This is a genomic window from Janthinobacterium sp. 1_2014MBL_MicDiv, from assembly GCF_001865675.1.
In the GTDB taxonomy this organism is placed as follows: Bacteria; Pseudomonadota; Gammaproteobacteria; order Burkholderiales; family Burkholderiaceae_D; genus Janthinobacterium.
The window spans coordinates 1,493,685-1,515,657 of sequence record NZ_CP011319.1 but is presented as its reverse complement, the minus strand read 5'-3'; the positions used below and the strand labels follow the sequence as shown (position 1 = coordinate 1,515,657).

Here is a 21,973-nt window from a genome sequence, read left to right as displayed (position 1 = left end):
AGATTCCCACCCTACCCCACCAGACGAGGATGCACCGATGGACCGCACGTTCCGCTTTACCCTCCCCGCGCCGGAGCCCGCCGCGGGCAGTTTCACCACCGGCACCCTGGGTGCGCGGGTGGCGGCACGGCTGCGCCAGCAAATCCACCACGACGGCCTGGCCAGCGGCACGCGCCTGCCGTCGGAGCAAGCCATGGCCGAGCATTTCGGCGTCAGCCGCACGGTGCTGCGCGAAGCCATCGCCCTGCTGCAGGCCGACGGCATCCTCGTCACGCGCAAGGGCAGCGGCACCTTCATTTGCGCGCAGGATGGCGCCAGGAGCGGGGAACGCGGCGATGCGCTGACGGAGCAGTCGGTGCAATCGCTGCTGAACCTGATCGAGGTGCGCCAGGGCCTGGAAGCGGAAATCGCCGCGCTGGCGGCCGTGCGGCGCACGCCGGGCCAGCTGGCCGACATCGAACATGCGCTGCGGCGCATCGAGGAAGCGGTGGCGGCCGGCGTCGATGGCGTGGAAGAGGACGTGCGCCTGCACCTGAGCATCGCCGAGGCGACGGGCAACCCCTACTGGCCGAAGTTCGTCGCCATGTTCGCCGACCCGATCCGCTCGGCCGTCAAGGTGACGCGCGCGAACGAGGCGCGGCGCACGGACTTTTCCATCGAAGTGCGCCGCGAACATGAAAAGATCGTGCAAGCCATCGCCGCCGGCGACCCGCAGCTGGCGCGCCAGGCCGCCATGGAACACATGCAGCATGCGGCAGAACGGGTACGCCTGGCCGACCGCGAATTCTGGCGCGGCGACGGCGGCGCGCTGGCGCGCACCCTGGGACGCGATCCCATCATGCAGAAATAGCGCTCTGCCTCAGGGATAAGCCGGCCGGCGCATCCGGAACAGGCTGTCCGGGCCAACCTCGAAATAGTCGGCCGGCCCGCCGCCACGCAGGATGGTCTGCGCGGCGGCCGTGTCGTACACGCCGTCGACCAGCAGGTGGCGCGCGATATGCACGCCCACCACTTCGCCCAGCACCAGCCAGCTGCCCACGCCCTCGCCATTCACGCCTTGCAGTTCGATGATCTGCGTGCGCCGGCATTCGAACGACACGGGGCTTTCGCCCACGCGCGGCACCTTGACGATGCGCGAGGCGACGGGCGTCAGGCCGGCCAGCGCGAATTCATCCACCTCGGGCGGCGCCGGCGCGCAGCTGGCATTCATGGCCCCGGCCAGCGGACGCGTCGCCAGGTTCCACACGAATTCGCCCGTTTGTTCGATATTGCGCAGGCTATCCTTGCGGCCGATGCTGGAAAAGCCGATCAGCGGCGGGTGGTAATTGAAGGCGTTGAAAAAACTGTACGGCGCCAGATTGAGCACGCCGTCGCCGCTGCGCGAGGCGATCCAGCCGATGGGCCGCGGCCCCACGATGGCGTTGAAGGGATCGTGCGGCAAGCCATGGCCCTGTGCCGGTTCATAAAAGTGCATGTGATCGACCACGCGGATTCCTGAAGTGAAGGCACCGGGGTTCGGACGCCTGGAATGACAGCTTACTGGAATTGCCGCGCCCATGTTACATGGCGCACGCAGCGCCACAATTGTCTAGCCCCCGTCCCCTGGCCTCGCTTATGATGAGGCAACTTAACCATTACCATGCCGCTACCGCCCATGCCTACCCTCACGCTGCACCAGAAAGTGTTCCTGCTCCTGCTGAGCATCGTCACCATCGGCTTCGGCTGGATACTGGCGCCGTATGCGGGCGCCATCTTCTGGGGCGTGGTGCTGGCGATCCTGTTCGCGCCCATCTACCGCTGGCTGCTGAAAAAGACCAGGGGCCGCGCCGGCCTGGCATCGGTGCTGACCCTGCTGCTGATCATCGTCATCGTCATCCTGCCGCTGTCGCTCATTTCCGTATCGCTGGTGAACCAGGCGGCAGGCGTGGTGGAGATGGTACGCTCGGGAGAAATCACGGTTGGCATGTTCTTCAACAAGATGATGGCCGTGCTGCCGCAATGGCTGATCAATCTGCTCGATCGCTTCGACCTGTCCAGCCTGGCGAGCCTGCAAGACAAGCTGGCTGACGGCGCCAAACAGGTCAGCCAGGTGGTCGCCGTGAAAGCCATCAACGTCGGCCTGTACACCTTCGAATTTCTCACCAGCCTGTGCATCATGCTGTACCTGCTGTTTTTCCTCATGCGCGACGGCTCTTCCCTGTCGGCCCGCATCAAGGACGCCGTGCCGCTGAGCCGCAAGTACAAGCAGCGCCTGTTCACCAATTTCACCACCGTGATCCGCGCCACCGTGAAAGGCAACATCCTCGTGGCGATTGCGCAGGGCGCCCTCGGCGGCCTGGCGTTCTGGTTCCTGGACGTGCCGGCGCCGCTGCTGTGGGCCGTGCTGATGGCGTTCCTGTCGCTGCTGCCCGCCGTCGGCGCCGCCCTCGTCTGGGCCCCGGTGGCGGTCTACTTCCTGGCCACGGGCGCCATCTGGCAAGGCGCGGGCCTGGCCGCCTTCGGCGTCTTCGTCATCGGCCTGGTCGACAACGTGCTGCGGCCCGTGTTGGTGGGCAAGGACACCAAGATGCCCGACTACGTGGTGCTGCTGTCGACCGTGGGCGGCATGGCCTTGTTCGGCCTGAACGGTTTCGTCATCGGCCCCGTGGTGGCCGCCCTGTTCATCGCTTCGTGGGACCTGTTCGTCTCGGCCAGCGAATTTCATGCGGATTGAGGCCGCGGCCATTTACCCGAACACGGGCCTGAAAGACCGCGCCCGTCGCCGAGCGTGCGGCGCGTTTCCCCGGCGTCGAAGAGCGCGCTCTGGCATGCGGGGGCGGCCGTCCGGCGAAAATAATCGCTCCGGAATCTGGCGCCGCCGGCAGTGTTACTTGCGCCGTCCAAAACAGGCCGGGGCAGCCTGACAACAGAGCGTCTACGGGCGCCAGCCGACCTCGGCAACTATCCACATGAGACCGCATTTCGCGGCAACTATCATGTTGCAATGGTGTGCTTTTAGCAACACAAGCGGAAATATAGTTTTTGACGCAGTGGGCACTGCGGCGTAGTGTCAGTCCTCCCGACAACCACGTAATGAGGAGCCTGCCATGGCAAATCCACTGTGCTTAATGATGCCGGTACTACCCGGCACCAATCCGATCCACATCGCCGCCGCGTTGCAGGAATACCAACAGCAGATCAATGCCGCCCTCACCAAGATCGGTACCGTGCACTTTGCCCGCTTCACCCTGCTTGACCGCTCCCAGGCCAATCTGCTGCCCAACGCGAAATCGGCAGGCCCTTCGGATACCCTCGTCATCGGCGTGATCACCGAGTATGACGGCAACTTCAACAGCTACATCGAGGATTTTGTGGCCCAGCTGGGGCAGGTATTCGACGCGCTGCTGCAGTTTGTCGAGGGCGGCAAGCCACTGATTCCCGTTGCCAACCATGTGAGCGCATTTGAAGCCTTCATCACCGCCAACGACGCCGCGCAGCACGCGCCCAATATCGGCCTGTATAGCGCCTATCCGCAAACAGTCCAGAAAATCCTAGCCTCGGTCCGAACCTGAGCCGCACGCCACGCCGGGGCCGCGCAGGCGCGCCCCGCCACCTTGCCAGCCCCAGCCCCCCCGGAGAGACAGCATGGCCGATCCCACCATCGATTACGACGACGTGCAAGGCACGATCCTGCGCGGCTACCGCGTCAACCTGGCGCGCCATTTCATCTTCAGCATCGCGGATGCGGCGCAGGCACGGCGCACCATCGCGGCCCTGCTCGACGGCAGCGACGGACTGCCATCCATTACCACCGCGCGCCATATCCATCCAAAGCCGCCGTGCTTCCTGAACCTCAGCTTTACGGCGCCAGGCCTGGCGGCGCTGGGAGTCGCCGCGGCCGACCTGGCTACCTTTGACCAGGCATTTCAACGCGGTGCGGCCGACCCGGCCAGCGTCGCCGCCGTGGGCGACGTGGGCGACAGCGCCCCCGAACACTGGCTCGGCAACCTGGGGCCGGCCACCAAGGCCGGCCAGGTGCATGCGCTGCTGAGCCTATGGGTCAGCGAATCGACGGAAGTGCTGCAGCAGACCTCGGCCACACTACGCCGCGCCTTTGCCGATGGCTGGCATGAACTGTATGCGCACGACGGCGTCGCCCTGCCAGGCAACCGCGTGCATTTCGGCTACCGCGACAACATCGCCCAGCCGGACGTCGATGGCGCGCCCCCGCGCAAGCACGAGCTGGAATATGCGCCCGACCCGCTCAACAGCGTCAAGACGGGGGAATTCCTGCTCGGCTATCCGAATGAAAACGGCGGCACCTACCAGGTTCAGCCGCCGCAGCTGTCCACCAATGGCAGCTATGCCGCCTTCCGCATCCTGGAGCAGGACGTGCCCCTGTTCGACAGCATCCTGAGCCAGGCCGCGGCCAGCTCAGGGCTCAGCACCGAGATGGTGGCGGCCAAGATGTGCGGGCGCTGGCGCAACGGCAACCCGCTCGTGCTCAGGCCGGACGAGGCCGGTCCCGCGCTGCCGGACGCCAGCCTGAACCATTTTCACTATGTCGACGCCGCACAGCCGGAGCTGGACGACACGCTGGGCCTGAAATGCCCGATCGGCGCGCATATCCGGCGCAACAATCCGCGCGACGAAGGCGTCGTGGGCACCTCCGCCCGCCACCACCGCATCGTGCGGCGCGCCATGCCCTACGGCAGCGAGTATGACCCGGCCGCGCCCGTCGCGGAACAACGGGGCCTGGTCGGCTATTTCATCAATGCCAACCTGCGCAACCAGTTCGAATTCCTGATGGAGCAATGGAACGATGACGATGCCTTCGTCAAATCGGCCGTCGGACCGGCCGGCCCCGAGGCGGGCGATGCCACGTTCAACATCAGCGGCCAGGACGTGTTTTTGGGGATCAATGACCCGCTCGTCAGCTCCTTCACCTTGCCCGGCATCGGCGCCAAGGGCCGCGGCAATACGCAACTGCGGCATTTCTCGCGCAGCGTCATCACGCGCGGCGGCGTGTATTGCTTCTTCCCCAGCATCACGGGACTGCGTTACCTGGCGAACCTGGGCTAGGCGGCGGGCGAACCACGGAGGCGAGCGAAACGGCGGGCGCGCGAACGGAGCGTATCGCTTGCATTGATCCTGTCATTGCACTATCGTTGCAGCACGCGCGTGTTGCCAACCTAGCAAAATGACAGGAGATTCCACCGTGTCGCTCATCCTCTACGGCCATCCTTTTTCCTCGTACACGCAAAAGGTGCTCATCGCCCTGTACGAGAACGCCACACCGTTTGCTTTCCGCTGCCTGGCGCCGGACATGCCGCAGCACCTGCAGCAATGGCTGGAGCGCTGGCCGCTGCGCAAGTTTCCGCTGCTGGTGGACGGCGAGCGCAACGTCGCCGAGACCAGCATCATCATCGAATACCTGCAACTGGCCCATCCCGGCCCGCAACGCCTGCTGCCGGACGACCCGATGCAGGCGCTGGACGCGCGTTTTCTCGACCGCTATTTCGACCTGCACGTCATGACACAAGTGCAGCATGCCGTCGGCGCCGCCCTGACTGGCGACCCGGTGAAGACCAGCGAAGGCCGCGCGCATGCGGCAGAAAAACTGGACCTCGCCTATGCCTGGCTGGAATCCCACCTGGCCGGCAAGACGTGGGCGGCCGGCGAACACTTCAGCCTGGCCGACTGCGCCGCCGCTCCGTCCCTGTTCTATGCGGATTGGACGCAGCCGATTCCCGCAACGCTGCCCCTGCTGCGCGCCTACCGCGCGCGCCTGCTGGCCCGTCCATCGTTCTCCCGCGCGGTGGAAGAGGCGCGCCCGTACCGCCACCTCTTCCCCCTGGGTGCGCCGCAGCGCGATTGAGGCAAATCAGGAAAACACGGGGCGCAAGAAGCTGCGCTCGTAGCTGACGATGCAGCGCGTCTCTTCGGCGTAGCGGAACGCCGCCTGGCAGTCGGCATCCTGCATCGAATCGATGCGGTACTGCTCGTACAGGGCCAGGCTGGGGAAGGAAAACATGGCCAGCGCCACGTTGCTGGCGCCTTCGGACGGCAGGAAATAGCCATGGTGACGGCCGCCGAAACGCTCGACCAGCGGTATCCACAGCTTGCCGTAAGCTTCGAATTCCTGCAGTTTGTACGGGTCGATGATGTAGCGCAGGTAGCAGGTGATCATGGGGTCTCCTTGTAAAAGTTCAGTTCCTTCAGCATGCCCGTTTCCCAGGAACCGATGGCAGCCAACGGCGTGCCGGGTAAAAAAGCCAGCGCGCATGGATACGTAACAGCCAGCTCGTGGCATACGGCGAGTCCCGGCCAGCCGTAAAACAGCAGCTTGCCCTTGCCGATCCTTCCCACCGCGCCGCCGTCGGGCAGCCAGCGCAAGGCGTCGCCCGTGCCGCCGCCCGCCTCCACGGCCATGCTGGCCAGCGGACGGCCATCGGCCAGCGCATGCACGGACAGATATTCTTCGCCGTCAGCGTAATGCAGCACGGCCAGGCGTTCGCCATCGGACGACGGCGCGCACGATGCCAGCTTCGGCAGCGACAGCACCACGCGCCCGCCGCCTTCTTGCAAGGGCCAATCCCATGCGCTGCAGTAGTCGGGCGGCTGCGTTTGCCCCTCTGCCACCGACTTGACGCCATGCAGCACCAGCAGGCGCCGCCCGCCATCGATGAAGCACACGCCGCGCAGCATTTCGCCCGGGTGCTCCTGCGTGAACATGGCCAGGCCCGTTTGCGCGTCGCGCACCCGCAGGCGGCCATCCCAGCCGCCGTCGACCAGATAGCGGCCACACGGCGACCACGCGGGAGCGCAACCCTCGCCATCCTTTTTATTCTGGAAGTTGAAGGTCAGCTGGCCCGACTGCGCCTCCACCACGACCATCTGGCCCGTCGTGCTCTTGATGGCCAGCTGGCTGCCGTCGGGCGAAAACGCCATGTCCGACATATGCGCGATGAATTTGCCGCGCCACAGCTTGCTCCGCGCCGCCACGTCCCACAGGATCACATCACGCCCCAGTACGGCCAGGCGCGTGCCGTCCGGTGAAAACCGCACACTGTAGCTGCAGCCCAGTTTCAAGGCCTTCGCGCTTGCCGTCATGCGCGCGCCAGCCGATAGACGACACAATCGAGGTCGTAGTGGCGCGCCATGCCGGTGTAGTGCATGCCCAGGCGCGTCATGACCTTGATCGAGGCGGCATTGTCCGGATGGGCCACGGCCACCACTGCGGGCGCGCCGACGACCTCGAACGCATGCGCGACGATGGCGGTGGCCGCCTCGCTGGCGTAGCCCTGGCCCCAACCGGTGCGGGCCAGGCGCCAGCCGATTTCATGCGGTTTGTCCTTGTCGCCGTCGAGGTGCTGCAGGCAGGCCATGCCCACCATCTCGCCATCGTCGAGGCGGATCAACGCCCACCACGAATAGCCCCACTCGGCCCAGCGGCCCGTGATGCGGGTGACGGCCGCGCGCGTGTCCGCTTCCGCTTCGGGCTGGCCCGCGTTCAGGTAGGTCATCACCTCGGGATCCGTGTTGAGCGTGCGCATGCGCTCGTAGTGATCCGCCGTGATCGGTTCCAGGCGCAGGCGCGCCGTCGTCAGTATGGTCATCGCATTTCCTTGGACGAAAAAAAAGACGATACACGATCGTCTTTTTTTTGCAAGAGCGCACGCGATTACTTGCCTGCTTCGCCCTTCTTGATCCACGCCGCCAGCTGGTGCGGGCGCAGGCCGTCGTAGTCTTCGAACGGCTGGTGGATCCATGGATTGTGCGGCAGTTCGTCGAGGAAGTAGTCGGGACGCACGACGGAGCAGCCCTTCAGCCAGATCACGGCCGATTTGACTTCGGTCACGTCAGGGAAGTTTTCCTTCAGGTGACGCGTGACCTTGTCCAGCGTGACGCCGGAATCGGCCAGGTCGTCGACCAGCAGGATGCGGCCGGCCAGTGGGCCCTTGGTCATGGTCATGTACTTGGCGATATCGAGGTCGCCGCGCACCGTGCCCGCGTCTTCGCGGTAGGAGCTGGTCGACAGGATGGCCAGCGGCAAATCGAAAATGCGCGAGAACACGTCGCCGGGACGCACGCCGCCGCGCGCCAGGCACAATACCTGGTCGAATTTCCAGCCCGATTCGTAGACCTTGAGCGCCAGGCGCTCGATCAGGCGGTGGTACTCTTCCCAGTTGACCCAGAGATGTTGATCGTTCGATTGTGGGGTAGTCATGATAGTGAAATCTTATTATTAGCGTGATTAAAAAAATCCGCCTTGCGGCGGATTGTGTCCAGCAGCTTATTCGAATGGATGGCGCAGCACGATCGTTTCTTCACGATCCGGACCGGTCGAAACCATGTCCACCGGCACGCCGACCAGTTCTTCGATGCGCTTGATGTAGGCACGCGCCGTGGCCGGCAAGGCCGCCAGCGATTTCGCGCCGACGGTGCTTTCCGTCCAGCCCGGCATCTCTTCGTATACCGGCACGCAACGGGCGGCTTCTTCCGCGCCCGATGGGAAGATGTCCGTGGCCACGCCGTCGATGGTGTAGCCGGTGCACAGTTTCAGCGTTTCGATACCGTCCAGCACGTCCAGCTTGGTCAGGCACATGCCTGTCACGCCGTTGATCTGTACCGAGCGGCGCAGCAGGGCGGCGTCGAACCAGCCGCAGCGGCGGGCACGGCCCGTCACGGTGCCGAATTCATGGCCGACTTGGGCCAGGTGATGACCGACGCCTGCATCCGTTGGCAGTTCCGACGGGAATGGGCCGGAGCCGACGCGCGTCGTGTATGCCTTGGTGATGCCCAGGATGTAATGCAGCATGCCAGGGCCGACGCCCGAACCGGCGGCGGCATTGCCAGCCACGCAGTTCGACGAGGTGACGAATGGATAGGTGCCGTGGTCGACGTCGAGCAGCGAACCTTGCGCGCCTTCGAACAGCAGGTTGGCGCCGGCCTTGTGCGCCTTGTACAGCGCGCTCGAGACGTCGGTGACCATCGGACGCAGACGCGGCACGTAAGCCAGCGCGTCGTCGAGGGTCTTCTGGTAATCGATGCGCGGAGCCTTCAGGTAGTGCTCCAGCACGAAGTTGTGGTAATCGAGGTTTTCCGCCAGTTTTTCAGCAAAACGGGTTTCGTTGAGCAGATCGGCGACGCGGATGGCGCGGCGCGCCACCTTGTCTTCGTAGGCCGGGCCGATGCCCTTGCCGGTGGTGCCGATCTTGGCCGCGCCGCGCGCAGCTTCACGGGCCAGGTCGAGTGCCGAGTGGTAAGGCAGGATGACCGGTGCGGCATCCGACACTTTCAGGCGCGAGGCAACTTCAACGCCGACCGCTTCGAGCTTGTCGATTTCGCGCAGTACGTCCGGCACGGAAACGACGACGCCGTTACCGATGTAGCAGGCGACGCCTGGACGCATGATGCCCGACGGAATCAGCTGCAGCGCGGTTTTTACGCCGCCGATGACCAGCGTGTGGCCTGCATTGTGGCCGCCCTGGAAGCGCACCACACCCTGGGCGTGATCGGTCAACCAATCGACGATCTTGCCTTTACCTTCATCGCCCCATTGGGTGCCGATGACAACAACGTTCTTTGCCATAATTTTCTTTGACATCACTCAACCTAAGTTTTTAAGAATCCAGCTACTACCATTATCGGCAAGTACCAGCACGCGATCGCACTCGAACTCGTCTTGTTCATTACTGTGACCCGGCAAACTCTGGATCACGACCTCGCCCGCCTTGCGCAACTCGGCGATCTTTTCCTTCAATTCTGGCGCGCTGCCCCACGGCGCGCGGATCGAATGCTTCCGTTCCGCGGTCGGCAACAGGCGCGCCAGTTCGCGCAAATCGAGCGAGAAGCCGGTCGCGGGACGTGCCCGGCCGAACGCTTCGCCGACGTGGTCATAACGGCCGCCGCGCGCAACCGCGTTCGGCAAGCCAGGTACATACAGCGCAAACATCGCGCCACTTTCATATTGGTAGCCGCGCAGGTCGGCCAGGTCGATCGCCACTTCGGCGCGGCCCAGCGCGGATCCCGCCAGCGCGGCCAGTTCGGCCAGCGCCTTGAGTACGCCCGGCAGCGGCGGCAGCACTTCGCGCGCGCGCGCCAGCACATCGATATCGCCATACAGGCCAGGCAAGGCCAGCAGCGCATCGCGCGTGACGGCGTCATAACCGGCCGTCAGCTCGCGCAGGCCCGGCGCATCCTTGGCGCGCAGCAGGCTGTACAGTGCTGCCTCGTCGCGCACGGCATTGGCGTCTTGCGCAATGATAGCGCGCAACAGGCCAACGTGCGACAAATCCAGGCGCACGCTGTCGAAACCGGCCAGTGCCAGCGAGGCGAGCGCCAGTTCCTGGATTTCGGCATCGGCTTCCAGGCCGGCGTGGCCATAGATCTCGGCGCCGATCTGCAGCGGTTCGCGGGTGGCGTGCAGGCCCGACGGACGGGTATGCAGCACGCTGCCGGCATAGCACAGGCGCGTCACGGTGGCACGGTTCAGCAGGTGCGCGTCGATGCGCGCCACCTGCGTCGTCATGTCGGCGCGCAGGCCGAGCATGCGGCCCGACAGCTGGTCGACCAGTTTGAACGTGCGCAGGTCGGTATCCTTGCCGGCGCCGGTCATCAGCGATTCCAGATACTCGAGCAGCGGCGGCATCACCAGTTCATATCCGTACAGACGGAAATTGTCCAGCATGAGGCGGCGCAGCTCTTCGATCTTGCGCGCTTCCGACGGCAGAACATCGGCAATATTTTCGGGCAAAAGCCAATTCGGCATGAGGGAGCGAGATACGGAAGAAAGTTGAAAAATGCATCATGCGAGGCAGCGGCGGGCGCGCCAGGCAAGAGGCCGAACCTGATATTTTACGCGAAAACACGGGCCTTTAGGGATAAGTTCTCCGAAACAGTGCCGCAGCGGCTTAAAAACACCCGATTTTACGCCTTCCCGCAACAGCGGGGCGGGCACAAAAAAACGGGGCCGGCATCGATGCCGGCCCCGCTGCTACCGCCACCCGTCCTTGCGGACAGGCGCAGTCTCGATGCTGCCTTACTTCTTGGCTGGAGCGGCCGTGCCGTTGCCCTTGAAGTACTTGAAGAACTCCGAACTCGGATCGACCACCATCACGTCGCCCTTGTCCTTGAAGGTGGCGCGGTAAGCTTCCAGGCTACGGTAGAACTTGTAGAACTCCGGATTCTTGCCAAACGCTTCCGCATAGACCTGCGACGCCTTGGCATCGCCTTCGCCACGGATCTTCTCGGCTTCGCGGTACGCCTCGGCCAGGATCACCGTGCGCTGCTTGTCGGCGTCGGCGCGGATCTTTTCGGAATCGGCCGAACCGGTCGAACGCAGCTCATTGGCAACGCGCACGCGCTCGGACTTCATGCGGTCGTACACCGAGTTGTTGATCTGCTCGACGTAATCGACGCGTTTCAGGCGCACGTCGACGATGCCCACGCCGATCGACTTGGCTTCGGCCGCGACCTTGGCAAGGATCGCTTCCATCACCTTGCCGCGCTGGCCCGAGATCACTTCGCGCACGGTGCGCTTGGTGATTTCATCGTTCAGGGCAGCCTTGACGATCTGCGACATGCGGTTGCGGGCGCGGCTTTCATCGCCGCCGAAGCTGCGGAAATACAGCTTAGGATCGGCGATGCGCCATTTGACGAAGGCGTCGACGAGGATGTTTTTCTTCTCGGCCGTGATGAAACGCTCGGGTTCCGGCGTGTCGATGGTCAGTACGCGCTTGTCCAGGTACATGACGTTCTGGAACGGTGGCGGCAGCTTGAAATACAAGCCTGGCGTACTGATCACTTCCTTGACCTCGCCGAGGGCGAAGACGATCGCGTACTTACGCTGATCGACGACGAACACGGTCGAGGACAAGAGCATGATCGCGATAAAGCCCGCGATCAGGGCGGCGACGATACGGTTCATTAGCGGCTCTCCCGTTCACGCGAAGAGCGGCTATCGCGACGCGAATTGACTTCTACTGTCTGCATGGCTTCCTGTGGCATTACGGTATTGGCTGCGGGTGCGGCCGCTGCTGCGCGCGCTGCCGCGGCCGCTGCGTCCGTCGCCGCCGTCTGGGCGATCAACTTGTCGAGCGGCAGGTACAGCAGGTTGCTGCCGGTCTTGGCGTCGACCATGACCTTGCTGGCACTGCTGAACACCTGCTGCATGGTTTCCAGGTACATGCGGTCGCGCGTGACGGCCGGCGCCTTCTGGTACTCGACCAGCACCTGCTTGAAGCGCGACGCGTTACCCTCGGCGTTCTCGGTCACCATGGAGCGGTACGCTTCGGCTTCCTGCATCAGGCGGAATGCGGCGCCGCGCGCTTTTGGAATGACGTCGTTGGCGTAAGCCTGGCCTTCATTCTTCTGGCGTTCACGGTCCTGGCCTGCCTTGACGGCATCGTCGAAGGCGGCTTGCACCTGCTCCGGCGGCTGCACGGCCTGCATCGTCACGTTATTGATGAAGACGCCGACCTTGTAGCGGTCGAGAATCTGCTGCATCAGCTGCTGCGTTTCATAAGCGACTTTTTCGCGCCCTTCATACAGCACGAAGTCCATCTTGCTGCGGCCGACCACTTCGCGGATCGCCGTTTCGGCGACCTGGCGCAAGGTGTCTTCCTGGTCGCGCACGCTGAACAGCCACTCCACGGGGTCCTTCAGGGTGTATTGCACCGCGAACTGGATGTCGATGATGTTTTCATCGTCCGTCAGCATCAGCGACTCGCTGGCCTGCTTGTTGCGCAGCGACTGGCGATAGCCCACTTCCACCGTGCGCACCTGCGACACGTTGACGGTTTCATCCGTCTGGAACGGGTACGGCCAGCGCCAGTTGAAGCCGGCCGGCGTGGTGCGCGTGTATTTACCGAACGTCAGCACGACGCCGCTCTGGCCCTCTTGCACGATGAAGGCACCGCTGGCAAGCCAGATCAGCACCGCGATCACGCCGACGACGCCGGCGGTGATGCCGGCGCCCTTCATGTCGGGACGCGGGCCGCCACCGTTGTTGTTGCCGCCGTTGCCGCCGTTATCGGGACGGTTCTTCTGTCCGAAAAAGGCGTTCAGGCGCTGATTGAAATCGCGCCACAACTGGTCGAGGTCCGGCGGACCTTCGCCGGGCTTTTTGCCTTCTTGGGCTTTCTTGCCGTCGTCCTTGCGATTGCCCCAGCGGGGATCGTTCAGGGACAACTTCAAGCCTGTTTTTTTGAGTAGGGAGACAAGCATAACTATCGTGTTCCGACTTGGGAGTGGGTGGAAATCCTATCGTCCTCGCCAGGTTCTTCGTCCTGGTCCGGGGCGGCGCCATCGTGCTGGTCGTACTGACCGTCAAACTGATCTTCCTGCAGCTGCGCTTCGTCGTTCTGATAGAGGTGGGCCGAACCCGGCGCCTTCCTGGCCATCTCGACAATCGCATCGCGCAGCAGGTCGAGACCGCTGCCCTTCTGCGCACTGACGAACACGCGACTGATCGTAGCATATTCATCGCGTTCCACCGAAGGCTCCAGCCCGGCCGCATCGATCTTGTTCCACACGAGTATCTGCGGAATATGATCGGCGCCGATCTCTTTCAAGACCAGGTTGACCTGCTCGATCTGTTCCATGCGCACCGGCGACGCGGCGTCGACGACGTGCAGCAGCAAATCGGCATGGATGGTTTCTTCGAGCGTGGCGCGGAAAGCCGCCACCAGCTGGTGCGGCAATTCGCGCACGAAGCCGACCGTGTCGGAGATCACCACGTTGCCCACTTCCTGGCCCAGGTAAACCCGGCGCGAGGTGGTGTCCAGCGTGGCGAACAACTGGTCGGCGACATATACGCCGGCCTTGGTCACGGCATTGAACAGGGTCGACTTGCCGGCATTGGTATAGCCGACCAGGGACACCGAGAATGTGTGATTGCGGCCGCGCGCGCGGCGCTGCGTTTCGCGCTGCTTGTGCAGCTTTTCCAGGCGCGCGCGCAGGGCCTTGACGCGGTCGCCGATCAGCCGGCGGTCGGTCTCGAGCTGCGTCTCGCCGGGACCGCGCAAGCCGATACCGCCCTTTTGCCGTTCAAGATGGGTCCAGCCGCGGATCAGGCGCGTGGCCAGATGCTGCAGCTGGGCCAGCTCGACTTGCAGCTTGCCCTCGTGGCTCTTGGCGCGCTGCGCGAAGATATCGAGGATCAGGCTGGTACGGTCGAGCACCCGCACATTCAGGCGCTTTTCCAGATTGCGCTGCTGTGCAGGTGAAAGGGCGTGATTGAAAATGACGATTTCCAGGCCATCGTTGACGACGACGTCGCCAATTTCATCGGCCTTGCCGCTGCCGACGAAATACGCGGAGTCCGGACTGGAACGCTTGGCCGTGATGGTGGAAATCGGATCCGCGCCAGCCGAACGCGACAACAGCATGAGTTCCTCCATGCTGGCGGCGAAGTCGCTGTGACCGAAGTCAACCCCGACTAGTGCCGCGCGCATGATGAGATCAGACAGGTTGAGGCGAACGCGGACGCCGATGCAAACGCATCAGCGCCGCTGGCGCGGACGGGGGCGATGAGGGGTGAAAGGCGCTGGGCCGTCAAGCTCAACGCTTTACTCCGCTTCAGATTCAATATTGAGATTGACGGCACGGGCCGGCACCACTGTCGAGATGGCATGCTTGTACACCATCTGCGTGACCGTATTGCGCAGCAATACGACGTATTGATCGAACGATTCGATATGGCCCTGCAATTTAATGCCATTGACCAGGTAAATCGAGACAGGAACATGCTCTTTGCGTAATGCATTGAGGAATGGGTCTTGTAACAGTTGCCCTTTGTTGCTCATAACAGCTCCGTTGTTTATGTTGTTGTGTAAGAATTGGAGGCGACTCGCTTGATTTCAAGTGCTCTCACACCTTTCAAAGAGAGAAAGATGCGTCACAGCTACTGTAACCTGTTTTCGCGATCGCTGTCGCGCATGGCGCATTAACACTTTATTATTTCCGTGCAAATGGCCATCTTTATTTGCTGTCGGCGCCGCATTATTACCGCGGCGCCTTAATTGACGCTTAACTCAGTGCATTTTCACTTGCTTGGCGTGCGTGCAAATGGATTTTTACCCGTGCGCAGTTCGATGCGCAATGGCGTACCGACCAAGGCAAACGTATCGCGGAAATGTTTTTCCAGATAACGCTTGTATGGATCGCCGACGGCGTCGAGCGCATTGCCGTGAATAACGATCACAGGCGGGTTCATGCCGCCCTGGTGGGCATAGCGCAGCTTCGGACGAATCGAGCCCTTGCGGCGCGGTTCCTGCTTCTCCACGGCCTCGATCAGGGCGCGCGTCAGCTTCGGCGTCGACAGGTCGCACATGGCGGCCGCATACGCGGCGTTGAGCGACTTCATCAATGGACCGATGTTGGTGCCCTTCAAGGCCGAAATGAAATGCATCTGCGCGAACGACAGGAAATCGAGCTTGCGGTCGATATCGATCTTGATTTCATCGCGCTGGTGCGATTGCAAGCCATCCCATTTATTCACGGCCACCACCAGCGCGCGGCCCGATTCCAGAATGAAGCCGGCGATATGCGCGTCCTGTTCGGAAATATCCTGCTGCGCGTCGAGCATCAGCACCACCACGTTGGCTTCGGAAATCGACTGCAGGGTTTTCACCACCGAGAATTTCTCGATCGCTTCGAACACCTTGCCGCGGCGGCGGATACCGGCCGTGTCGATCAGGGTGTATTGCTGGCCATCGCGTTCGAACGGAATCTCGATCGAGTCGCGCGTCGTGCCCGGCATGTCGAAGGCGATCACGCGCTCTTCGCCCAGCAGGGTGTTGATCAGCGTCGACTTGCCCACGTTCGGACGGCCGACGAGGGCGATCTTGATGCCGCGGTCGGTCTTTTCCAGCTCTTCAGGCTCATCCGGACGCTGCGCGAACGCCAGGTCCAGCATCACTTCGACAAGGTCGTTGACGCCGTCGCCGTGCGCCGACGAGATCGCATACGGATCGCCCATGCCCAATTCATAGAATTCGGACACGACAGCCGTATAGCGCATGCCTTCGCTTTTGTTGACCACCAACAAGACCGGGCGACCGCTCTTGCGCAGGAAGTCAACGATGGTCTTGTCATGCGGGGTCAGGCCTTGGCGGCCGTCCACGATGAACACCACCACGTCGGCCTCGGCCACGGCCTGCTTGGTCTGCAGTGCCATCTGGTGCATGATGCCTTCCTTGGCGACGGGTTCGAAACCACCCGTATCGATGACCAGGAAGGGACGTTCGCCGACACGGCCTTCGCCATAGTGACGATCGCGCGTCAACCCAGGCAAATCCGCCACCAGCGCATCGCGCGAGCGGGTCAGACGATTAAATAAAGTCGATTTCCCAACATTGGGTCGACCTACAAGTGCAATTACCGGCTTCATTACATTACTCGACCGCGAGAGCGGTCACTGTCCCTGATTGGGTTTGAAAAATCAAATTCGAACCGGCGACGACGGGAGCCGAAACAATCGGGCTGCCGTCGGTACTGATCCGACCTATTAATGCGCCATCTTCCCGTGACAGGAAGTGGATATAACCTTGATAGTCACCGACGGCAACGCTGCGGCCGAAGGAGACCGGCGTCGACAGGCGGCGGCGCGCCAGCGCGTCATTCTTCCACGCGCTCTGCCCGCCTTCGCGGCTGAACGCCACGACAGCGCCCTGGGCATCGGCGGTAAACACGAAACGCTGGTCGACCGCCACGCCCACATCGGACGAAATCGGCTTGGTCCAGCGCGGCACGCCGGTGGCCGCATCGAAGCAGCCAACCTTGCCCTGGTAGGTGACGGCGCACACTTCGCCCTCGAACACCACCGGCGTGCCGGCGATATCGGAAACGCGTTCCAGTTCCGTGGCGCCGCGCGGTTCGCTGACGACTATCTCCCAGCGTACCACACCGGTGGCCGCCGTCAGTGCCAGCAACTTGCCGCCAGGCTGGGCCACATAGATATTCGCGCCGCCCAGCGCCATGCCAGGCGCATTGCGCAAGGTCAATGCCGGCGTGGCGCGCTGCACCGTCCACTTGCGTTCGCCCGTCTTGGCGTCGAAGCCGACAATGCGGTTGTCCACGCTGCGCACCACCACCACGCCCTGGCCTACCACTGGCGGCGTCAGCACTTCGCTGGACGCCTGCGCCTTCCACAGCTGTTTGCCCTCGGCGTCGAAGGCCAGCACCACGCCCTTGGCGGCGCCCACGGCCACGACCGTGCCATCGCTGCCGGCGCCGGAAGTGATGTCGCTGCCCGCCTTGATGCGCCACGTTTCACGGCCCGTGGCCGCATCCAGGCGCGCCAGCGCGCCGTCGGCATTGACCACGTACAGGCTGCTGCCGGCGAGCGCGGGCGTGAAGGCATACACGCCGGCCTTGCCGATCGAATACTTCCACGCATCGCGCACGGCGATGCTCGATTTTAACTCGACCAGCTTGGCTGGCTCGCTTTTCGGATCTTTCGACGCAAACGGGTTCCAGGACGAGCAACCGGCCATCAGGGCCAACAGGCTTGCAGCTACCAGCTTTTCAGTGACACGCATAAGTGTTATCCAACCTTTTTCTTGTACTTGTAAGGGTAAGGCAGGCGGCACACGGGCCGCGCAACAGAACCGATTCCTATCAGGCGGCAGCTTGCTCAGCCTTGGCCTTGTCTTCCGGTACCGTACCGCCTATCGCTTCCAGTTTGACCTGGATCAATTGACGGCCTGGATTGTTCTTGTCCGTCGCCGCCAGTGCCGCCAGGTAGGCGGTGCGGGCATCGGCCAGCTTGTTCTGTGCCACCAGGATATCGCCCTTGCGATCGGCCACGGCGCCGGCAAATTGCGGCACGGTCGCGCCCGCCAATACCTTCAGCGCTTCATCGTAGGCTTTTTCGTCCAGCAAGACACCGGCCAGGCGCAGCTTGGCGATGGCCTTGTACTCTTCCGTGCCGTGCTCGGCGGCCCATTGCAGCTGGGTCTTCGCCATTTTCAGGTCGTTCGCGTCGAACGCCACCTTGGCCGCGGCCAGGGCGCTCATCTGCGCATACGCCGTGCCGCCGAAGCGCGACTGCATGTCGCCGGCCGCGCGCAGCACCTTGGCGGTGTCCTTGGCGGCGATGGCGTTTTGCAGTTCGTCGTACAACTGGCCCGCTTGCGCGGCCTGGGTGCGCTGGTAGTACTGCCAGCCAGCCCAGCCGCTATAACCCGCCAGCGCAACAATCAGGACCCAGGAGGTCAGATTGCCATTGCGCTGCCACCAGGCCTTGAGGGTTGCCAGTTGTTCTTGTTCTTCGTGATCGTATGCCATGGGTCGTCAGTTTCAATGAGTAGTTGATCGAGGGTGGAACGGTCTTGCTTCAAATCAATGGTGGTGGTGCACGTGGCCGTCGGCGCCATGGTCGTGGCCGCAATCGTGACTGCCGATGATCTGGTCGACCAGGTAGTCGACGACATCGTCGAACGGCACCGTGTTTTGCTGCTGGCCAGGTTCCGCTTCGCGCATGGCTTTCACTGTGGCAACATTATTCGCGATTTCATCGTCGCCGAGGATCACGGCAAATGCCGCGCCGCTGCCATCGGCCTTCTTCATTTGCGTCTTGAAGCTGCCGCCACCATTGCTCGCAGCGCAATGTAGCACAACGTCCAGGCCCGCATCGCGAATCCGTTCGGCCAGCACAAAGGCTTGCAGGCCCGCCTGCTCGCCCTGATGCACCAGGTAGACGTCGCACTGGGCTGGCTGCTCCGGCTCGGCCGCGTCTTTCATCAGCAAGACCAGGCGCTCGATGCCCATGGCGAAACCGACGGCCGGCGTCGGTTTGCCGCCGAACATTTCCACCATGCCGTCATAGCGGCCGCCGGCGCAGACCGTGCCTTGCGCGCCCAGCTTGTCCGTCACCCACTCGAACACGGTGCGGTTGTAGTAGTCGAGGCCGCGCACCAGACGTGGATTGATGGTGAATGGAATATTGTTGTGATTCAAGATCTTCTGCACGCCATGGAAGTGCGCCAGCGATTCTTCGCCCAGGTAGTCGAGCAGCTTCGGCGCGCCGTTGACCAGGTCCTGCATGGCAGGGTTCTTGGTATCCAGAATGCGCAGCGGATTGCTGTGCAGGCGGCGCTTGGCTTCTTCGTCGAGCAGCTCGCTGTGGCTTTCCAGGTAGGCGATCAGGTCGGCGCGGTGGCGCAGGCGCTCGGCCGCGTCGCCGATCGAGTTCAATTCCAGGCGGATGCCTTCCAGGCCCAGGTCATCCCACAGGCGGCGCGACAGCATGATCATTTCGGCGTCGATATCGGGACCCGTGAAGCCGATGGCTTCCGCGCCGAACTGGTAGAACTGGCGGTAGCGGCCCTTCTGCGGGCGCTCGTGGCGGAACATCTGGCCCTTGTACCACAGGCGTTTCGGGCCTTCGTAGACGAGGTTGTGCTCGACCACGGCGCGCACGACGCCGGCCGTGCCTTCCGGACGCAGGGTCAGGTTGTCGCCGTTCATCGAATCGGTGAACGAATACATTTCCTTTTCCACGATATCGGTGACGGCGCCGATGGCGCGCGCGAACAGCTTCGTTTCTTCCACGATCGGCGTGCGGATCTGCTGGAAGCCGTAGCTTTGCAGCACGGATTGCGCCGTGTTTTCAAACAATTCCCACAGCGGGGCGTCGGCCGGCAAGACATCGTTCATGCCCTTCACGCCGGTGATCTTATCTGCTTTTTTATTTTCGGACATAGTGTTCTTCTTTGCTTTTTATCGGATCAGGTTCAGACGGCAACCGTTTTTCCGTAGTGACTCTTTACATAATTCAAGACGATGTCCTGGAATTCCTCGACGATGCGTTCGCCGCGCAGGGTGACGACTTTTTCGCCGTCGACAAACACGGGCGCGGCCGGCGACTCGCCCGTACCGGGCAGGCTGATGCCGATATTCGCATGCTTCGATTCGCCGGGACCGTTGACGATGCAGCCCATGACGGCCACGTTCATCGCTTCCACGCCCGGATACGACTTTTTCCACTCCGGCATCTGCTCGCGCAGATACGTCTGGATATTGTCGGCCAGTTCCTGGAAGGTGGTCGACGTCGTGCGGCCGCAGCCCGGGCAGGCGATCACCATCGGCGCGAACTTGCGCAAGCCCATGGTTTGCAGGATTTCCTGGCCGACGATGACTTCGCGCGTGCGGTCGCCGCCCGGCTCGGGCGTGAGCGAAATGCGGATGGTGTCGCCGATGCCTTCCTGCAGCAGCACGGACAGCGCCGCCGTCGAGGCGACGATGCCCTTGCTGCCCATGCCCGCTTCCGTCAAGCCCAGGTGCAGCGGATAGTCGCAGCGCCGGGCCAGTTCGCGGTACACGGCGATCAGGTCCTGCACGCCGGAGACCTTGCACGACAGGATGATCTTGTCGCGTCCCAGCCCCAGTTCTTCGGCGCGCACGGCGTTTTCAATCGCCGACGTCACCAGCGCCTCGTACATGACGGCTTGCGCCGGCCACGGTTCGGCGCGACCCGCGTTTTCATCCATGATGCGCGCCAGCAAGGCCTGGTCCAGGCTGCCCCAGTTCACGCCGATGCGCACCGGCTTGTCATACTTGCAGGCCGCTTCGATCATTTGCGCGAATTGCGTATCGCGCTTGGCGCCCTTGCCCACGTTGCCCGGATTGATGCGGTACTTCGACAGCGCGCGCGCGCAATCGGGGTAGTCGTTGAGCAAGGTATGGCCGTTGTAATGGAAATCGCCCACCAGCGGCACGTCGATCTCCATCTTGTCGAGCTGCTCGCGGATGTAAGGTACGGCCGCGGCCGCTTCCGGCCGGTCCACCGTCAGGCGCACCAGTTCCGACCCGGCACGCGCCAGTTCCTTGATCTGGATCGCCGTGCCGATGGCATCGGCCGTGTCCGTATTCGTCATCGACTGCACCACCACGGGGGCGTCGCCGCCCACCCAGATCTGGCGCTGGCCATGGGCGATCAATACCTTGCGGCTGTCGCGCCGGTCGGAAGGGCCGGAGCCGATCGCTGTTTTCGAGGTCGCCATAATATTATCTTGTGAGTTTGCTTGCTTAAACTGCCTGTTTCAACGTTACTTGATGCTTACGCGCGAGATCGTGCCACCTGGCACGGTCGGCAAATCCAGCTTGGCGCCGCGCAAAGTTGCCTGCACGACACCTGGCTTGCCCACCACGAGGGTGGCCGGACCCGTGATATCGAATGTTTCCGTGCTGCCCGCCTTGACCATGCGCGAAATCAGCGGCGAAGTGCCCGGACGGCGAATTTCCACCCAAGAATCTTGCTCCACCTTTAAGACCAGCGCATTCGCGCCCACGGCGGCGGCCGCCACTGGCGGCGCGACGGCGGCCGTCGTCGCCGGCGCAGGGGCTGGCGCGGCAACTGGCGGCACCACGGCCGCGGCTGGCGCCGATGCGGCGGCCGACGCGGCGGGCGCGCCCGTCTGCGTATCGTTGCCGGCCGGCGGCGGCACGGAAATCAGCGGCACGGACGGCGTCTGCACGGGTGTCAAATCCTGGCCCGGCTTGATCAGGGTGGTTTCCACGGGGCCCACTTCCGCATGCACGACTTCTTTTTCCGTGTGCGAGGACAGCAGGCTGGCCGGCACATAGCCGAGCTTGTAGGCGCCAAAGGCGGCGGCCACGACGACAGCCACGGCGCCGGCGATCCAAAGGGTGCCCTGGTTCGACGAGCGCTGCGTCATCGACGGGAAGCGCGATTCCGAAAACGTGGCGGAAATTTCACGCCGCACGGGGGCCGCCGGGTCTTGCGCGGGGGCCGGATGGACTTCGATCATGGCCACCAGCGGCGCCGCGTCGAGGCGCACCACCTTGGCATAGGCGCGCACGAAACCGCGCACCACGGCCAGGTTCGGCAACGCCGCCATGTCGCCCTCTTCCAGCGCGATCACCTGGCGCGGCGCCAGCTTGAGCTGGTCCGCCACCTGTTCCACCGGCCAGCCCAGCGCTTCGCGCTGTGCCTTCAACTGTGCGCCTGCCGACGCCAGATTGC

At 63.3% G+C, this 21,973-nt stretch carries 22 protein-coding genes; 5 read left to right on the top strand and 17 right to left on the bottom strand.

Translation table 11 applies throughout. The annotated features are described in order from the left end of the window. Nucleotides 1-37: 37 nt before the first annotated feature. Nucleotides 38-850, top strand: a complete 813-nt coding sequence (locus YQ44_RS06660; protein WP_071322715.1) for a FadR/GntR family transcriptional regulator — start codon at nt 38-40, stop codon at nt 848-850. Nucleotides 851-859: 9 nt separating this feature from the next. Here YQ44_RS06660 and YQ44_RS06655 read toward each other — a convergent pair whose 3' ends face one another. Then, entirely contained in the window at nt 860-1,474 is a 615-nt protein-coding gene (locus YQ44_RS06655) for a flavin reductase family protein (protein WP_198043955.1), read from the bottom strand. Nucleotides 1,475-1,654: 180 nt separating this feature from the next. On the opposite strand from YQ44_RS06655, the gene YQ44_RS06650 reads away from it, so the two are divergent. The 4 genes from YQ44_RS06650 (at nt 1,655) to YQ44_RS06635 (ending at nt 5,857) form a co-directional block, all read left to right on the top strand. Continuing rightward, nucleotides 1,655-2,713 (top strand): AI-2E family transporter, encoded by a 1,059-nt coding sequence (locus YQ44_RS06650; protein ID WP_071322713.1) that lies wholly within the window; start codon nt 1,655-1,657, stop codon nt 2,711-2,713. A gap of 373 nt (nt 2,714-3,086) precedes the next feature. After that, the gene (locus YQ44_RS06645; protein WP_156894717.1) at nt 3,087-3,551 is read left to right on the top strand and encodes a hypothetical protein; all 465 of its coding nucleotides are present in this window, start codon (nt 3,087-3,089) and stop codon (nt 3,549-3,551) included. Between the two features lie 73 nt (nt 3,552-3,624). Further along, nucleotides 3,625-5,061, top strand: a complete 1,437-nt coding sequence (locus YQ44_RS06640; RefSeq protein WP_071322711.1) for a Dyp-type peroxidase — start codon at nt 3,625-3,627, stop codon at nt 5,059-5,061. Between the two features lie 136 nt (nt 5,062-5,197). Continuing rightward, entirely contained in the window at nt 5,198-5,857 is a 660-nt protein-coding gene (locus tag YQ44_RS06635) for a glutathione S-transferase family protein (protein ID WP_071322710.1), read from the top strand. A gap of 6 nt (nt 5,858-5,863) precedes the next feature. On the opposite strand, the gene YQ44_RS06630 is transcribed toward YQ44_RS06635, so the two are convergent. From YQ44_RS06630 to YQ44_RS06555, 16 genes are all read right to left on the bottom strand, one after another. Continuing rightward, nucleotides 5,864-6,169, bottom strand: coding sequence for an NIPSNAP family protein (locus tag YQ44_RS06630; protein ID WP_071322709.1), 306 nt, complete (start codon nt 6,167-6,169; stop codon nt 5,864-5,866). Beyond that, the gene (locus tag YQ44_RS06625) at nt 6,166-7,092 is read right to left on the bottom strand and encodes a WD40 repeat domain-containing protein (RefSeq protein WP_071322708.1); all 927 of its coding nucleotides are present in this window, start codon (nt 7,090-7,092) and stop codon (nt 6,166-6,168) included. Before YQ44_RS06625 ends, YQ44_RS06630 begins: the two co-directional genes overlap by 4 nt. Further along, a complete protein-coding gene (locus YQ44_RS06620; protein ID WP_071322707.1) occupies nt 7,089-7,598 on the bottom strand; it encodes a GNAT family N-acetyltransferase in 510 nt (169 codons plus the stop codon). Before YQ44_RS06620 ends, YQ44_RS06625 begins: the two co-directional genes overlap by 4 nt. 65 nt (nt 7,599-7,663) lie before the next feature. Then, a complete protein-coding gene (locus tag YQ44_RS06615) occupies nt 7,664-8,209 on the bottom strand; it encodes a phosphoribosyltransferase (RefSeq protein WP_034752020.1) in 546 nt (181 codons plus the stop codon). Nucleotides 8,210-8,275: 66 nt separating this feature from the next. Then, nucleotides 8,276-9,589 carry an adenylosuccinate synthase gene (locus YQ44_RS06610; RefSeq protein ID WP_071322706.1) on the bottom strand — a complete coding sequence of 438 codons (1,314 nt, stop codon included), beginning with the start codon at nt 9,587-9,589 and terminating at the stop codon, nt 8,276-8,278. A 3-nt stretch (nt 9,590-9,592) separates the two neighbouring features. Then, entirely contained in the window at nt 9,593-10,753 is a 1,161-nt protein-coding gene (locus YQ44_RS06605; protein ID WP_071322705.1) for an ATP phosphoribosyltransferase regulatory subunit, read from the bottom strand. A 270-nt stretch (nt 10,754-11,023) separates the two neighbouring features. After that, a complete protein-coding gene (gene hflC / locus YQ44_RS06600) occupies nt 11,024-11,911 on the bottom strand; it encodes a protease modulator HflC (RefSeq protein ID WP_071322704.1) in 888 nt (295 codons plus the stop codon). After that, a complete protein-coding gene (gene hflK, locus YQ44_RS06595) occupies nt 11,911-13,209 on the bottom strand; it encodes an FtsH protease activity modulator HflK (RefSeq protein WP_071322703.1) in 1,299 nt (432 codons plus the stop codon). The genes hflC and hflK overlap by 1 nt, the downstream gene beginning before the upstream one ends. A 2-nt stretch (nt 13,210-13,211) precedes the next feature. Continuing rightward, nucleotides 13,212-14,438, bottom strand: a complete 1,227-nt coding sequence (gene hflX / locus YQ44_RS06590) for a GTPase HflX (RefSeq protein WP_071322702.1) — start codon at nt 14,436-14,438, stop codon at nt 13,212-13,214. 114 nt (nt 14,439-14,552) lie between these two features. Further along, complete coding sequence (hfq, locus tag YQ44_RS06585) at nt 14,553-14,789, bottom strand: RNA chaperone Hfq (protein WP_008450615.1); 237 nt, start codon at nt 14,787-14,789, stop codon at nt 14,553-14,555. A 239-nt stretch (nt 14,790-15,028) separates the two neighbouring features. Then, nucleotides 15,029-16,375 carry a ribosome biogenesis GTPase Der gene (gene der, locus YQ44_RS06580; RefSeq protein WP_070221915.1) on the bottom strand — a complete coding sequence of 449 codons (1,347 nt, stop codon included), beginning with the start codon at nt 16,373-16,375 and terminating at the stop codon, nt 15,029-15,031. Nucleotides 16,376-16,379: 4 nt separating this feature from the next. Next, the gene (gene bamB / locus YQ44_RS06575; RefSeq protein WP_071322701.1) at nt 16,380-17,525 is read right to left on the bottom strand and encodes an outer membrane protein assembly factor BamB; all 1,146 of its coding nucleotides are present in this window, start codon (nt 17,523-17,525) and stop codon (nt 16,380-16,382) included. 79 nt (nt 17,526-17,604) lie between these two features. After that, on the bottom strand, nt 17,605-18,273 hold the full coding sequence (locus YQ44_RS06570; RefSeq protein ID WP_071322700.1) for a YfgM family protein: 669 nt from the start codon (nt 18,271-18,273) through the stop codon (nt 17,605-17,607). Nucleotides 18,274-18,327: 54 nt separating this feature from the next. Next, complete coding sequence (hisS, locus tag YQ44_RS06565) at nt 18,328-19,689, bottom strand: histidine--tRNA ligase (RefSeq protein ID WP_071322699.1); 1,362 nt, start codon at nt 19,687-19,689, stop codon at nt 18,328-18,330. A gap of 32 nt (nt 19,690-19,721) precedes the next feature. After that, nucleotides 19,722-20,990: a flavodoxin-dependent (E)-4-hydroxy-3-methylbut-2-enyl-diphosphate synthase gene (ispG, locus tag YQ44_RS06560; RefSeq protein ID WP_071322698.1), complete on the bottom strand. Its 1,269-nt coding sequence runs from the start codon at nt 20,988-20,990 to the stop codon at nt 19,722-19,724. A 45-nt stretch (nt 20,991-21,035) separates the two neighbouring features. Further along, nucleotides 21,036-21,947: a RodZ domain-containing protein gene (locus YQ44_RS06555; protein ID WP_232251066.1), complete on the bottom strand. Its 912-nt coding sequence runs from the start codon at nt 21,945-21,947 to the stop codon at nt 21,036-21,038. Nucleotides 21,948-21,973: the final 26 nt, after the last annotated feature.

Coding starts and splice junctions, on each gene's coding strand:
- YQ44_RS06660 (WP_071322715.1), top strand. CDS start 38: ATGGACCGCACGTTCCGCTTTACCCTCCCCGCGCCGGAGCCCGCCGCG.
- YQ44_RS06655 (WP_198043955.1), bottom strand. CDS start 1,474: ATGCACTTTTATGAACCGGCACAGGGCCATGGCTTGCCGCACGATCCC.
- YQ44_RS06650 (WP_071322713.1), top strand. CDS start 1,655: ATGCCTACCCTCACGCTGCACCAGAAAGTGTTCCTGCTCCTGCTGAGC.
- YQ44_RS06645 (WP_156894717.1), top strand. CDS start 3,087: ATGGCAAATCCACTGTGCTTAATGATGCCGGTACTACCCGGCACCAAT.
- YQ44_RS06640 (WP_071322711.1), top strand. CDS start 3,625: ATGGCCGATCCCACCATCGATTACGACGACGTGCAAGGCACGATCCTG.
- YQ44_RS06630 (WP_071322709.1), bottom strand. CDS start 6,169: ATGATCACCTGCTACCTGCGCTACATCATCGACCCGTACAAACTGCAG.
- YQ44_RS06625 (WP_071322708.1), bottom strand. CDS start 7,092: ATGACGGCAAGCGCGAAGGCCTTGAAACTGGGCTGCAGCTACAGTGTG.
- YQ44_RS06620 (WP_071322707.1), bottom strand. CDS start 7,598: ATGACCATACTGACGACGGCGCGCCTGCGCCTGGAACCGATCACGGCG.
- YQ44_RS06615 (WP_034752020.1), bottom strand. CDS start 8,209: ATGACTACCCCACAATCGAACGATCAACATCTCTGGGTCAACTGGGAA.
- YQ44_RS06610 (WP_071322706.1), bottom strand. CDS start 9,589: ATGTCAAAGAAAATTATGGCAAAGAACGTTGTTGTCATCGGCACCCAA.
- YQ44_RS06605 (WP_071322705.1), bottom strand. CDS start 10,753: ATGCCGAATTGGCTTTTGCCCGAAAATATTGCCGATGTTCTGCCGTCG.
- hflC (WP_071322704.1), bottom strand. CDS start 11,911: ATGAACCGTATCGTCGCCGCCCTGATCGCGGGCTTTATCGCGATCATG.
- hflK (WP_071322703.1), bottom strand. CDS start 13,209: ATGCTTGTCTCCCTACTCAAAAAAACAGGCTTGAAGTTGTCCCTGAAC.
- hflX (WP_071322702.1), bottom strand. CDS start 14,438: ATGCGCGCGGCACTAGTCGGGGTTGACTTCGGTCACAGCGACTTCGCC.
- hfq (WP_008450615.1), bottom strand. CDS start 14,789: ATGAGCAACAAAGGGCAACTGTTACAAGACCCATTCCTCAATGCATTA.
- der (WP_070221915.1), bottom strand. CDS start 16,375: ATGAAGCCGGTAATTGCACTTGTAGGTCGACCCAATGTTGGGAAATCG.
- bamB (WP_071322701.1), bottom strand. CDS start 17,525: ATGCGTGTCACTGAAAAGCTGGTAGCTGCAAGCCTGTTGGCCCTGATG.
- YQ44_RS06570 (WP_071322700.1), bottom strand. CDS start 18,273: ATGGCATACGATCACGAAGAACAAGAACAACTGGCAACCCTCAAGGCC.
- hisS (WP_071322699.1), bottom strand. CDS start 19,689: ATGTCCGAAAATAAAAAAGCAGATAAGATCACCGGCGTGAAGGGCATG.
- ispG (WP_071322698.1), bottom strand. CDS start 20,990: ATGGCGACCTCGAAAACAGCGATCGGCTCCGGCCCTTCCGACCGGCGC.